13 protein-coding genes are annotated in these 14,198 nt (G+C 48.9%); 1 reads left to right on the plus strand and 12 read right to left on the minus strand.

The features are described 5' to 3' along the window. Positions 1 to 12: 12 nt before the first annotated feature. From JR338_08060 to JR338_08090, 7 genes are all read right to left on the minus strand, one after another. A complete protein-coding gene (locus tag JR338_08060) occupies positions 13 to 1,296 on the minus strand; it encodes a hypothetical protein (protein ID QRN82388.1) in 1,284 nt (427 codons plus the stop codon). Between the two features lie 50 nt (positions 1,297 to 1,346). Continuing rightward, positions 1,347 to 2,594, minus strand: coding sequence for a flp pilus-assembly TadE/G-like family protein (locus JR338_08065; protein ID QRN82389.1), 1,248 nt, complete (start codon positions 2,592 to 2,594; stop codon positions 1,347 to 1,349). 11 nt (positions 2,595 to 2,605) lie between these two features. Next, complete coding sequence (locus JR338_08070; GenBank protein QRN82390.1) at positions 2,606 to 3,094, minus strand: pilus assembly protein; 489 nt, start codon at positions 3,092 to 3,094, stop codon at positions 2,606 to 2,608. Beyond that, entirely contained in the window at positions 3,091 to 3,549 is a 459-nt protein-coding gene (locus tag JR338_08075; protein QRN82391.1) for a pilus assembly protein, read from the minus strand. The genes JR338_08070 and JR338_08075 overlap by 4 nt, the downstream gene beginning before the upstream one ends. Positions 3,550 to 3,820: 271 nt before the next feature. Continuing rightward, positions 3,821 to 4,801 (minus strand): hypothetical protein, encoded by a 981-nt coding sequence (locus JR338_08080; protein ID QRN82392.1) that lies wholly within the window; start codon positions 4,799 to 4,801, stop codon positions 3,821 to 3,823. A 233-nt stretch (positions 4,802 to 5,034) separates the two neighbouring features. Next, positions 5,035 to 5,205: a Flp family type IVb pilin gene (locus JR338_08085; GenBank protein ID QRN84388.1), complete on the minus strand. Its 171-nt coding sequence runs from the start codon at positions 5,203 to 5,205 to the stop codon at positions 5,035 to 5,037. Positions 5,206 to 5,422: 217 nt separating this feature from the next. Continuing rightward, entirely contained in the window at positions 5,423 to 5,617 is a 195-nt protein-coding gene (locus tag JR338_08090) for a Flp family type IVb pilin (GenBank protein QRN82393.1), read from the minus strand. A gap of 284 nt (positions 5,618 to 5,901) precedes the next feature. Between JR338_08090 and JR338_08095 the strand changes: the two genes are divergently transcribed. Continuing rightward, complete coding sequence (locus JR338_08095; protein ID QRN82394.1) at positions 5,902 to 6,639, plus strand: prepilin peptidase; 738 nt, start codon at positions 5,902 to 5,904, stop codon at positions 6,637 to 6,639. A 182-nt stretch (positions 6,640 to 6,821) separates the two neighbouring features. Here the strand turns inward: JR338_08095 and JR338_08100 are convergent, their stop codons facing one another. From JR338_08100 to JR338_08120, 5 genes are all read right to left on the minus strand, one after another. Beyond that, positions 6,822 to 8,348: a hypothetical protein gene (locus tag JR338_08100; GenBank protein QRN82395.1), complete on the minus strand. Its 1,527-nt coding sequence runs from the start codon at positions 8,346 to 8,348 to the stop codon at positions 6,822 to 6,824. 150 nt (positions 8,349 to 8,498) lie between these two features. Beyond that, a complete protein-coding gene (locus JR338_08105) occupies positions 8,499 to 8,873 on the minus strand; it encodes a DUF192 domain-containing protein (GenBank protein ID QRN82396.1) in 375 nt (124 codons plus the stop codon). A 138-nt stretch (positions 8,874 to 9,011) separates the two neighbouring features. Further along, a complete protein-coding gene (locus tag JR338_08110) occupies positions 9,012 to 10,418 on the minus strand; it encodes a 2-oxo acid dehydrogenase subunit E2 (GenBank protein QRN82397.1) in 1,407 nt (468 codons plus the stop codon). 2 nt (positions 10,419 to 10,420) lie between these two features. Then, complete coding sequence (locus tag JR338_08115; GenBank protein QRN84389.1) at positions 10,421 to 12,412, minus strand: dehydrogenase E1 component subunit alpha/beta; 1,992 nt, start codon at positions 12,410 to 12,412, stop codon at positions 10,421 to 10,423. 336 nt (positions 12,413 to 12,748) lie between these two features. Then, complete coding sequence (locus JR338_08120; protein ID QRN82398.1) at positions 12,749 to 13,996, minus strand: methyltransferase; 1,248 nt, start codon at positions 13,994 to 13,996, stop codon at positions 12,749 to 12,751. Between the last annotated feature and the right edge of the window lie 202 nt (positions 13,997 to 14,198).

Here is a 14,198-nt window from a genome sequence, read left to right on the forward strand (position 1 = left end):
TAAGATCTATATCTAGTTACCTAATGAAATCGTACAATTGCCAAGGTTAATTTCACAGCCTTGGGTAATATCCGGTATAACGCCAACATCCGAGAGGAAAAACCCCTCAATCACAGGTTCGTTATCGGAGAGGTCTACATTATTCGGTAGGGTCTGAGCGTACCGATAGCCCGGGCAATCCCCGTTACTAGCCACACAAGTGATATAGAAAGGTTCAAATGTCAGGATATGGTAATAGGGTCCGGAATTCTTCATCTCTGAAAAATCATCCACTCCAGAGTATGCTGGCCATGGGGGTGAAGCATGAGCGTCATTAACACAGGTCTGAGGACTCTGAATCTGAGGGTTCTCATCACAGATCACGTTATAAACCGGGATCAGTACAACCTCGCCTGCAAATCCGTGGGTTTCCATCAAATTAAGTACAGCAACCACAACACCACTCTTGCCCGAAAGCCAGGTATGCGAATCAATGGTGATATTCGGGTGTGGTCCCTCATCCACCCAGTCCCCGATGTTGGAGGTGTCAGCCGTCAGATAGAGCCAGCCCCGATCGCCAGCAACCTGGAGGTCCTTCTTACCATCGCCATCAAGGTCACATTGAATCGCACCAAGTAAAGGGTCGTCCTCCATGCAAATCTTATCGGAATCGAAAATAATATAGATCTGCTCAGGTGGTTGATTGGATGCATTAACAACATTCGTCCCATCCATATGATAGGAGTCAACATTACCATCATAATCACTGATATCTAGATTAGGGACATCGCCATTGACCAATGTCTTGAGCTCATCCCAATCCATGGTTTGCATCTGGCAGCCATAATCATCGGGGAAGGGCATATCTGGCAACTCGCCGCCCACAGAAGGCGCTCGACAGTTCCAGGCCAAGGGGATAACGGACTTCCCCATCGGGCCAAAGCATCCCGAGGAGGCATCGGCTGTGGCTGTCAAAGTATCCATGCCAAAGAGTTTCGCAAAAAACGACTCACTTTGAACTGTAGCCTCAACATAGACAACAGAATCAACAATGGAAACATTTACAGAAGTTGCTCCATTTTTTTCCATGGCATAATGGGTCGCAACAGCTTCACCATCTGAAAATCCATAGCAAACCCGTTGCGCACCAGCCAGCGCGCCTGCATCCGCTGCAGCCTGTGCAGTGCGCCGGTTGGACATGATAGCTCCCCCATCCAGAATCAGCACAATCATCGCAGCAATGGCAAATATCATGAAGACGACCAAAACCATCATCTGACCGTGCTCAAGTTTTCGTACCTTATTTGTCACTTTCATCTCCGCCTCCAGATTAGTTGGTTTTATCTGGAATTATTACTTCATCCATACTAGTGAATAATTGATACTGTGCAGTTGCCGAGGTTGACATCACATTCGAGCGCAATATCCAAACCAAGATCGATATTTTCAAGGAAAAATCCTTCAATTGTTCTGGCCTTATTTGTTTTCAGACTGGGGTTTAATGCTTTGGCGAGTGCCAATCCTGAACATATGGGATCACCAGGTACGGCATGAACACAAGTCACATAAAATGGGGCCAGGGTGATGACACGGTAGTATTTTTGATCGCCTGTGCCTGGACTGACATCTTCTCCGGCAGTGGAACAGCTGCCAATTGTCTGGTTGCCAGCATTATATTTCCCTTCACAGAGTTGATTGTATACAGGGACCAGGACAACAGTGCCGACTACATAATCTTTGGCAGCCTCAAAAGCCACGGTCATATTACCGTTATCAGAAGGCAGCCAGATAACTGGTGAAAGGGTTCCATCAAACCCATCCGACAAAGCGTCCTGAGGTTTGAGTTTGTCCTCCAAATAGAGCCATCCCCGCGCCCCGCCAAAGCGGAAATCACTTTGTCCATCCCCATCATGGTCACAAACAAGTGCACCAGGATAGGTGGGATTATCTTCAATACAGGTTACATCATCGACAGTTTTTTCCTCATCCATCAAGATATAGATTTGGCTGGGTGGATCACCGGTAACCCTATTTATGATCTCATCCCCATCCATCTTAAAAGTCCCATCATTACCTGGGATGGAGATGGACGACACCTCTCCGTTGACCAGAGGTTCAAGCAAGCCATCCCAATCCAAGGAATTGATCTGACAATCTTTGCCCTCATCAAACCCTGCACCGCCTACTGAAGGTCGACAACTCCATGCCACCGGCATAACAGCACCCGCGCCTTTAAGGGGATAGCAACCTGCCGTCGCATCTGCCAAAGCGGTCAATGTTTCTCGGCCAAAAATCTTAGCAAAAAAGGAAGGGTTTTCTACCGTCGCCTCAACACTGACGGTTGAGCCTGTGACAGTTACAGAAGTCGATGTTGCACCATTATTCGTGGCATAGGCTTCTGCAACTGCCTCAGCATCATAATAACCATAACAAGCCCGATTAGCGCCTGCCATCGCACCGGAGTCAGCGGCAACCTGAGCCGTACGCCTGTTCGCCATCACAGATCCGCCATCCAAAACCAATGCCACCATCCCAATAATCACAAACAGCATCAACACAATGAAGGGTAAAGTCTGACCTATTTCAAATTTTTCATTAACGCGGAACTTCTTCATTGTATTCCCTCCTAAAATGGAATGGCGACTGCGGTCCGCAGCATCTGTGATTGAACGTGCATATTTAAATCGCCAAATAACGCTATTCCAGGCGTCAATGGCTCAAACAAAAAATCAATTTCTATTTCAATCAACGGCTCACCATCAGCGTTATTTAGATGGTTAATCGTGATCACGGTGTCTGAAAGTTCATTGACATCAAACAACTTTGAACGTACCTCATTGCAAATGTTGACATTGCCCACCGAAATGGCATCGGCGCAGTTGAGGGGATAACTTTCCCAATAACCGCCATCACATGAACCGGTGTTAACTCGATAGTCACAGTCCGATTGCACAATGGCATAACGGGTTCCTTCACGAACTGCGGTGTTGAGTACGGCGTAATAAAATATGGCTCGGCCAAGATCAAACAAGCCCATGATGAGCAACATCAATAGGGGCAAAAGTAGAGCAAATTCGACCAGAGATTGGCCTGCCTTTGAATGCGAAATTTTCATTGAACCATCATCTCCACTGACGCAGTCAGATGAAAAGCGCCATCTCTTAGGAGGGTGACATTAAAAATGTCACCAAAAAAACCTAATATTGGCACGTCATCCACATCCGTCTCAACTGTCACCTCAACACTATACAAGCCGAAGGTACAGCAGTTATGCTGGGTGATCGTAACGGTAATATCCGAGACCCCGGAATTTGCCGCCTCAGCTTGCGCTGCTAATACTGCCTTAGGTGCATTTCCTGTGCCAGAATCATAATCTTCAGGATGTGTAGAAAGGTAGAACGCCCCTTCCCTGGCAGCATTCGTGATCACAATATGCGTAAAGAACAGGCGTCCGAACTCCAAAGCGCCAATGATCAACACCAATAATAGCGGCAATAACAACGCCATTTCGATCATGGATTGACCTTTGGAACGTTTATTTCTCCGTTTAAAATTCAGGTCGCTAGACATACTTTCCTTATTCTCACCCCCAAGTTGTCATATCCGCTTAATCCGTCCTCTTCAAAGGAGTCTCATTAACCTTAGCAATGATCCCCCAGGACATAAAAGTGCGAATATTTCAATTGGGGAAGCTCTCTTCCTTCATCACAAGAAGCTTATCCTTTGTGATGAAAATTATACTCTGACGCAGTTTAACCCTCGGGTACCCAAAACTGAAAGTCCGTTCACCGAACTTCCTTTTAATACTGCATTGCTCTATCAAAAACCCTGGAGATCGATGCTAGTCCTCAGTCGGTGGAAAATCGAAATACCTCGATGTGATGGTGTTGGCATAATTCCAGCCACGAATACAGAGATCACCGGATACATGAGCAGAGATATCAGACCACCGCATTGGACCCTGCGTATAATCAAATGTAGATTCAAGTGTGTTATAAACGCACTGCGAACCTGCGTTGTAATCCATTAATGTCAGCTTCCAGATCGTTGCATAATCCACTGCATAACCTGAATACCAGCCGGTTGCGTTATAAATCAATTGTTCCGTTTGATAACAATAACCAAGCAGTGATTCAGCCAAAACATTGACGCTCCGGCTGGCCTTGGTAGTATCAATGCCATATTCACATGTTGGGCAGGTATCCACCAGGGAAGCCAGGATCTGGTCGGCAATGCTGTAGCTTGCCACACAATCCGTCCCGGAAGGACAGACCTGGTTATAAAGGTCGGAATTCCATTGGACAGCATTCCGAATGCCCATATTGGTCAGATGTCCATAGCCAAAATGGATCGAGTTGATCGATGATGGCCAGAACTGGCTCTCTGTACCAATCAATAGTTTTAAAATAACTGGGGGAACGCCCACATCATCATAAGCCTGCAAAATAGGTTCGTTTAATAGATTCTGCACAATAATGACTGTTGGCAAAGCCTCTGACATACCACAGGCATTTGCATAACCGGTGGACATCAAACCATTAGAAGGACAAGTGCTTGCGTCAACAACGCCGTTGGCAATCAACTGTCCAGCCAAGTAATAGTATTTTTCTTCAGTGTAGAGCTGGTCCGCAGTCTCAGGTACATAAGCCCAGTGCAGATCAGATGTGGGTATGTTGACCCGATTAAGACAGGTAGAAACAGTCTGCGCTTCAACCACCTGAGGTTGAACAGACGGGAATACGATCCCTCCAAATAAAAAGATAAAAATGATAGCGGCGATGAAGAGAAGGGAATATGAATTTAAATGTTTTAAAGTCCGCATAGACAGTTATCTCCCAGAACTGAGCGGAATTGACAATAATTATTATAGCATAGAGTCAATGGAAAATAAAAAGAGGGTGTAAACTCTAATACCCAATTTTAATGCTAAATTAATATGTAAATTTTGCACAAGAAGCCCCGACAAAAGAACGCAAACATACCATGAAAAGCATATAAGGTCTCTTTTCAGAGACCTTATATGCTTTTCGTAAAGAATTGACAAGCTGTTAGTGATTACGTGCCGGCGCCACTGAGTTCGTTGGAAATATCAGAGAATACGCCGTTGATTTCACCACCAACTGCGGTAAGGACAACGATCACGACAATAGCGATGAGGAGTACGATCAAAGCATACTCGATCAACCCCTGTCCTTCATCATGCTGTTTGAGCTGTGCTAACAACATTTGCAAAAACATCGTTCATCTCCCTTTCTAAAAAGTGTATAAAACATTATAAACAGATATACCAAGTTGTCAATTACGATTCGCATAATAATGGATATCAGTTTAAATCCAGTGTAATATAACCATTATTATATAATTTGGTCCTTTCAACTATCCAGCGACGGTAAAAAAATTCCAAGTATCAATTAATCACCCGGAAGCGTTTTATGCCCGCGAATTAAGTACTGAGCCCATTCACAATATCCTGGAACAACCCATTAAGCTCGCCGCCCACCAGGCCTAAAACAATAATCACCACGATTGAGATCAAGACAACAATTAATGCGTATTCAATCAAACCTTGTCCCTCTTCTTTTTCGTGCTTTTCCAATATCGCACTTTTTCTGGGCCGCAATACTAAGTTTTCTATCATAGCTACCCCTTTTGAATAAATTTGATTGATATCACTTATTAATCATTCAAAAAGCTTTCAAGATAATCTCACAACGTCACTAACTAGATGCTAATATAACTGAATTAATAAGAACTGTTTACTTTGGAGAAGATATTTCAAAATCGACGCTATGGCAAATCTCGAATATATACTCTTTTCGTGTATAATTTATTTCGAGTGATAGATTAATTTTACATTAATTTTCCAAAAAATCAAATACAATATCGTAACAATAAAATAAACCATGCAAGTTCGGAGCCAAAATGGAATATATACTTACTGCGGTCATCGGAATTCTCCTGGGAATCATCATCAACTTTTTTGCCGATATCCTTCCGAGTGACTCAGGGCTGTCCATGCCCGCTTGCGCATCCTGTCAGCGCCCTTTATCCCTGAAAGATTACCTTTACGAATATAAGTGTTCGCACTGCGGCACCAGGCTGCCTGCCAGGAACCTGCTGGTCATTCTCGTCTCAGCCGCCATCAGCTTCCTGCTCAAGTTCTTCCCGCCGGCCCTATTGGGTTATTGGGCCGCACTGCCCGTCACGGCTCTGTTAGGCATCATCTTCGTCATTGATATCGAACATCATGCTGTCCTGCTGGAGACCACCGGTGCCGGCTTCATTCTCTTTCTCACCTATGGTCTTATCTTTCTGGGTTGGAAGAAATCCCTCTTGGGTGCTTTAGGTGGGCTGCTCATCACCCTGGCGTTCTACTTCCTCGGGATCCTGGTTTCAAAGATCGTGGGGGCCATACGCAAGAAGAAATTATCGGAGGTTGCTTTTGGCCTCGGGGATGTCATGGCCACGACAATCTTCGGCTTGCTGGTTGGCTGGCCGGCCATTGTGGGCGTCATCATCATCGCCATTGTCTCATTCGCTCTGGTTTCCGTGATCGCCCTGATTGTGCTCATCCTGACAAAAAAATATAGCGCCTTCTCCAATGCGCTCCCGTTTGCCCCCTTCCTGATTTTTGGGATCATCATGATCTTTTATATCTAATCCCTAAATCAATAACCCATCCCCTCTAAAAACTTATCACTCAGCTGGCAACTGACTATTCAGTTCCTCCTGCGCGCCATTCGTGCTAGCCAGCTTCCGCCGCCCACCGTCCCCTGCCAACAGGATCATAAGGAAGGTTTTACTTTTCTTTCATGAAACCATTTCCAACTAAAGCATCCGAACTACTGGTGAACAATCACCGCCACGTCGTCCCGATAGACTTCTTCCCAGCCAAGGTCAACCACCATCAAATGCGTCACAATCTCATTCGGCGGCAGGATCGCCCAGGTGACATCATAGCTTTCGAAAATATCCGCCCAGCCATCCTCAGCGGAGAGCACCTCGAGATATTGCCGGGTTAGCGCCTCGCCATAGAAGTCCGTCTGGCCATCAATGAAGACCAGATCATCCGGCCATTCCTCATAAAGCAGATAGCCGCCCCAGATGAAATAGTTGAACATATTCCCTTCCTGGGGGTGATCCTCCATCCAGGCCACCGCATCCACCGGGAAGATATCAGGGTCATAGGCATACCCTTCCTGCTGGGCATCAAAGGTAAATCCCAGGCTCAGGCCAATCACCGCCAGCAGGACAATCAACACCGGCCAGACATACCCCTTCAACTGGCCGTCCAGACTCAAGTAACGGTCATCCGACTTCTTCAATCGAGCCACCCATTTGAACTTCTCCGTTGCCTGAATAAACAACATATCCAGTTCAGCAGCAAGCAGCGGGGCGGAGATGATCGCAAATAAGGGGACATTCCTGGCGCTATAAAGCCCCATCGCCAGCCAGGCGATGGCGGGAACCAGGTCACGGAATTTCCGGTCCCGCTTATTGACCGCAAAGAGAACCAAAAGCAGGACAACGAATAACAGGAACGGCCACATGCGGTAGAGGTGGAAATTCGGCGATTGATATTCAATCGTCATATCCACCAGGAAACTTTCACCCAAATACCCTACGCTGGTACCCCAAATGCCCAGCCCAGCAGGGTTGATGAACGAAGCCAACAGGGACGCACCGCCGCCCAATAGATAGGACTGCCAGAATTTTGCCGGCAAGCCCTCCCGCAAGGGACGCTTCGCCCAAATTTGGTCCAGTAACGTGCCGAAGCCAAACAGAAACCAGGTCATAAATCCGGCAATGAAGGCCCCGTGGAAATTAGCCCACAAGACCATCAGCAGCGGCAGCTGCCACCAGCTCTTCACCTTTCCCTGCACCATCCGGTTCAACACCACCGCCCACAACGCCAGAAAAAGGAAAGTGAAGATATGCGGCCTGGAAAGCCAATGCAGTGCAGAGGTCGTCATCGCCAGAAAAGCCACCAACAACGCGATCAGCATTGAATTAGTGTTCAGCCGGATCCGCCGGTAGACCAACCAGAAGGTGGTGGCGATCAACAGAGCACAAACCAGGATCACACCGGTGAAACCGGCCAGGTTATGCGCCTGGGCAAAGACCACCTGTGAAAGCCATTCATGCGGCGTGACTGGATCACCCAGCATGGTGTGTGAAAAAAGGTCAAAGCGGGGAATGGTCAGGTTTTGGAGGATATATTTACCAATGGTCAGGTGCCGTCCGAGGTCCCCATCGAGGTTCATCATCTTATGACCGCGCGCCAGGACGCCAATGAAAGCAACGATCCAGACCAGATCGTTGAAGTTAGGAAGAAGGTAACCGAGCAGTGGGCTTTTTCGTTCTCTCATCTCATTCCTTTTTCTCATTGGTCAAACCTTATAAACATCAAGCCATCCTGTTGGTGCTGGGGAAAAGGAACCCTTCCACTCAACACTCAGCAGGAGCCTGACATTTCTACTTTAATTCTAACTGGAAATTACACCCTTGAACGAGGTAATTCAGCTGCCCTCACCCACCAGTTCTATCCGGTCCCCTTCAGCGAAATCATCCAACCGGGATGGGTGCAGTTCGATCACATATCTGGCGGCCACCTTGGGCAGATAGGCTAAAGCCCACGGTTTTGCCAGCACCTTATCCACCACAACCAGGTCCCTATCCAACCAGATCACGGCGATGGCATAGTTCATAAAGAGCATATGGATTGATGCATTCATCCGGGAGGGGACTTTCTCGTCCATGATGATCCCGCCCTCTGGGTTGATCTCCTTGGTAAACATCAAACCCCGCAGCCGGCTGAAAAAGGATTCGCACACCTTCACCTGGATTTCTCCGGTTGGAGAAGTCTGATTGACAATCGATACCATCTTCAACACACACCTCACCTTTCCTCCAGTTGGACTATACCAGAGTGTAACATAGCTCTCCCTTCAATTGGATATAACTGCTTTGGGAATATAAAAATGCCTGGGACTTTGTCCCAGGCATTAAGCAATATTGAATTTATTTCTTGCTTACACAAAGATCATAATCGGATCTTCGAGCAATTCCCTGACAGTCTGCAGGAATTTCGCTGCCGGAGCGCCATCTACCAGGCGGTGATCAAAGACCAAACTCAGGGTCATCATCTTGCGGATCTCGGCCTGACCGTTCACAGGTACGATCTTCTCTTGAATTCGACCCAAGCCCAGAATAGCCAGTTCAGGCAGGTTGATCACAGGGGTGAAGGCATCAACGCCGTAGCTACCCAGGTTGGTGATGGTGAACGTGCCACCCACCAGGTCATCGGGGGAAATTCGGCCTGATTTGGCGGCATCCACCAGGTGATGGAACCGGGCACCCAGGTCTTTCAACTCCATCTGGTCAGCTTTCTTGACCACCGGGACCAAAAGTCCGCGGTCAGTATCCACAGCAAATGCCACATTGATATCTTCCAGGATTTCGATCTTGGTGCCGTCCTGGCTCAGCCGGGCATTCATATAAGGTGTTTCCTTGAGAGCATGGGCCACGATCAGGCCTATCATCTCATTGAAACCGGGTTTATAACCCCAGGCCTCGGATTTCTCCGCTTTCAACTTTGTGCGGAAGCGAACCAGTTCAGTCACATCAACTTCTGTCACCAGGGTCACACGGGCGGTCAATTGGTCGCTCATGCCCATCCGGTCGAAGATGATCTTGCGGACGCCGGAGACCGGTTTGGTGTTCAGAGCCTTGTTATAGGCATAGGGAATTTCGGCTGCAACAGCGGCGGCTGGTGCGGCTGATGCCACAGGGCCGGCTGCCATTCGCTGGCGGATTGCTTCTTCAACATCTTCACGGGTGATCGTGCCTTTGGGGCCGGTACCGGTCACACCGGAGAGGTCGAGATTCATTTCCGCAGCCAATTTCGCTGCAATAGGTGTTGCCGATTTGGCGTTCTTTTCAAGATAAGCCGTTACGTCGCTCTCGGTCACCCGAACGCCTTCACCGCCGGTCGGAGCCACTTTGGAGAGATCAACGCCCTTGGCCGCAGCCAATTTCTTGGCGCGAGGGGAAGCGAAAACCTTAGCGCGTGAGGCAGCAACTGCCATTTCGGCTGGCTTTTCTTCTTCAACTGGCTCTTCTGCTTTTGGCGCTTCTTCTTCCGCCTTAGCAGCTTCACCATCAGGTGAAATCACAGATACACTGGGGGAGAAGGAGTCATCCTTCTTGCCAATGGTGGCAATAACGCTTAGGACAGGCACCACCTGGCCCTTTTCAAAGGGTCCAAAATGGACATAGCCCTTGCCATTGGCTTCCACCGTGAAGATAGCTTTATCCGTCTCAACTTCCATCACTGGATCGCCGAAGTCAACTTTGTCGCCTTCTTGGATCAGCCAGTTGATAAGAGTCACTTCTTCAACAGTCTGCCCCATTTTAGGGATGAATAAATCAGTTGCCATTATTAGCTCATCACCTTCCTGCAGGCATCAATAATGCGCTGCGTATTCGGGATGGTCAGATCTTCAAGAACCTCGGCCCGTGGAACGGGAATGTTCAGGGAAGCAACCCGGACCATCGGAGCATCCAGATAATCGAAAGCTTCTTCATTGACTCGAGCCATAATTTCGTTGATGAAGCTGGTGTTTTCATAAGCTTCAGTGACGCCCACCAAACGACCGGTCTTCTTCACTGATTCTATCACTGTGTCCATATCGAGGGGCATCAGGGTCCGCAGGTCAACCACTTCCACATCATAGCCTTCCTTCGCCAGGACTTCAGCAGCTTCCAGGGCACGCAGCACCATGCGAGAATAGGTCACGATGGTCAGGTCTTTACCTTCGCGTTTCACATCGGCCACACCAAAGGGGATCTTGTATTCACCTTCGGGGACGGGGCCCTTTTCCTTATAGAGCATCTTGTGCTCAATGAACATGACTGGGTTGTCGTTTTCAATAGCGGTTGTGAGCAAACCCTTGGCATCATAAGGAGTCGCGGGCATCACAACGTATACACCAGGGTGATGGGTCCAAAGGGCCTCAAGGCTCTGGGAGTGGTGGGCTGCTATCGCCCGGCCGGCACCACCTTCAGTCCGCAGGGTGACGGGCACGGAAGTCTTACCGCCGAACATATAACGGTTCTTGCCGCCAACGTTCGCCAACTGGTCGATGATCAAGGGTGTGAAGTCAACATACATGATCTCAGCCACAGGACGCATACCGCACATCGCTGCACCAACGGCTGCACCAGCGATGGTCGCCTCGGAGATGGGTGTATCGCGAACACGTTCCTCACCAAATTCATCCACCAGGCCGCGGGTCGCACCATACGCACCACCATACAGACCAATATCCTCACCCATCAGGAAGACGGAGGGATCTTTGATCAGTTCTTCACGCATAGCTTCGTTCAGAGCCTGGGAATAGGTGATCTGGCGCATATCTTTGTCATTGCGAACCTGTTCGCGCAGTTTCTTCTCAGCGGCAATGTCAGCATCGGTCCAGTTATCAGGTGCATAGACATCCGTCATCAGGAGGTCAGCACTTGGGGGTGGTGAGGCTTTACTGAAATCCATCGCGGCATCGAGTTTCTCATCGACGGTCTCGTCCATCTTTTCGATCTCAGCCTCTTTGGCCATACCAATTTCTTCCAATTCAGCGGAAAGACGTTTGATGGGATCTTTGGCTTTGTATTCCGCTTCTTCCTCACGGGTGCGGTAAGCACGCGGGTCAGAGTGGGAATGGCCATAGTAGCGGTAGGTTTCACATTCAACAATGGAAGGACCTTCGCCCTTGCGAGCGCGGGCCACAGCTTCGGAAACGGCCTTGCGGACTTTCAAAACGTCCATGCCGTCCACGATCACGCCGGGGATGCCATAGGCACAAGCCCTGTCAGCAACATGGTCCAGCTTGCTGGCTTTGACGAAGGGTGTGGACATGGCGTATTTGTTGTTCTCAACCACGAAAATAACCGGCAGGTCCCATTCGGAAGCCATGTTGAGGGCCTCATGGAAGTTACCGGTGTTAGAAGCGCCGTCACCAAAGAAACAAAGTACTACAGAATCAGTACCTTTGATCTTTTGAGCCAGACCAGCACCAACGGCAATCGGCAGGTTACCGCCAACGATACCGGTGGCACCCAGGTTACCATGGGCCACATCAGCGATGTGCATGGAACCGCCCTTACCCTTACAATAACCACCGGATTTACCAAGAACCTCGGCCATCATCTTGTTGTAATGTTCCTGCTTGGCCTCGGGGGTCTTGGCTGCCATGTCGCCATGCGCATGGGCATGACCATGACCGCGGTGGGTACTGGTGATAAAGTCACGATCATCAATCGCACCAACGGCACCAACAGCAACAGCCTCTTCACCGGCATAGAGGTGGGAAGCGCCCTTCAATACCGCTGTCCCCAATAGACTGGCAATATTGTTCTCCAGGGCTCGGATTTCCATCATTTGCCGCAAATAAGTCATCAATTGCTCTTTAGTGAGCGATTGTTCCTCAATTAATGCGGTCACTTCTTCAATCGTATGGATCTTCTTTTCTGTCATTAATACACTCCACTTCTAAATTTGTAAATCGAACTCATTTTATAGCCGCCATTCCATTTTCTGGGCAGGCGGCCTTCAAGGGCTACATAACATAACTCTAAACACCGTTAATTATAGGTCAATCACCCAGATTAGACACCCTTCCAGACCAAGTTAGGATATTCATCCAATTAATCATGAACAAATTACCAAAAAATCATATGACATTATGCTAATAAGTGGACTGGTAAATTGTCATTATCTTGCTTGATGTAATTCAAACGCCCGGGCGGCGTCGTACATGGCCACAACATTCTCCGGGGGGACATTGGCCTGGATATTGTGCACCTGGTTGAAGACATAACCACCACCCGGCATGAAGATCTGCAGCCGCTCCGTCACATGCGCCCGAATTTCATCCGGGCTGACATTGGATAGGACCGATTGGGTATCACACCCGCCGCCCCAAAAGACCAACTGCTCACCGAATTCAGCTTTGAGCTTCTCCGGCGCCATATTATTCGCACTGGTCTGAACGGGGTTGAGGATATCCACACCGCATTCGATCAGGTCAGGGATCAGCGGGGTGATGCTGCCACAGGAATGCAGGAAGACCTTGCATTGTGAATGGTCATGAACGAAGTGATAAAGTTGTTTATGTCCGGGCTTAATGGTCCTTTGATACATTCGGCGGGACATCTGTGGGCGGTCCTGAGCGCCAAGGTCATCGCCAAACTGGACGATCTGAACATGGTCGCCAACCGCTTCCAGATATAGGGCCAGATTTTTCAGATGCTTCTCCACCATGCCCTGAATCAGGTCCTCTGTGAAGGCGCCGCCCTCGGCCAAGTCTTCCATGAAGCGCTCCCAGCCCCGCAGCTTCTGCCCCATCTCCAGAATACTGCCGCCAAAAGCCGCCATGATGGCGTAATCGGTGGTCTCATCAAGCAGTTTTGCCCGGTCTGCCAGGGCTTTCAGTTGTTCATCGGTCAGGAGGGGAATGGGAATGTCTTTCAGGTCCGCTGATGACGTTGCATCACGCAGCGGTGGATTGACGCGGGTGAAATAGAGGCTGTCCGGTGACATTCGGCGAACCGGAATGCCCTTCTCCCAGACCAGCCAGCCGCCATCCGACTCATTTGGCCGCAGGTCCAGCCCCGCAGAGACCCAACACCCCACCCCATTGGGCAGCGTCCAGGGTTTCCACTTACCGGTCTGAGCTTCACCCAGCGAATGCGTCAGAGGAATCACGTCACCGCCAAATCGCTCCAGTACTTCCAGCTCCACTTCCGCAAGCTGCTGCCCAATGTCGATGATGCGGATCTGGCCGCTCTCGATCCCTAGGTGTTTTTTCAGCTTGTCATACGCAATTGCCATAATCCCGGTGGAAGCCATTCCGCCCAGGTCAATTGGGACCCGGCGGGTGGGCTCATGGCGCAGCGCTTTCATAATCCTCTCGCGGGAGGTTTCCGAAGCATGGTAATTTGCTTGCATTTGAGTTGTCAAAGAGGGTTCCTCTTATGATATGGAGAAATTTTGGTGAATGGTCTCAGCCGAAAGCCAGAAAATACTCGGCGAATAACTCAATTTTGGTAGGAGTAATTATATGGCATATCATTTAATAAATTAGGGGATTCTCTGTTAATTAACAAAACGATAACCTAATCCAGTCAAAACCCGGTTGATAGATGCCTGGGTTAAATTGTCA

It is taken from the genome of Chloroflexota bacterium, assembly GCA_016887485.1.
Lineage (GTDB): Bacteria > Chloroflexota > Anaerolineae > Anaerolineales > Anaerolineaceae > Brevifilum.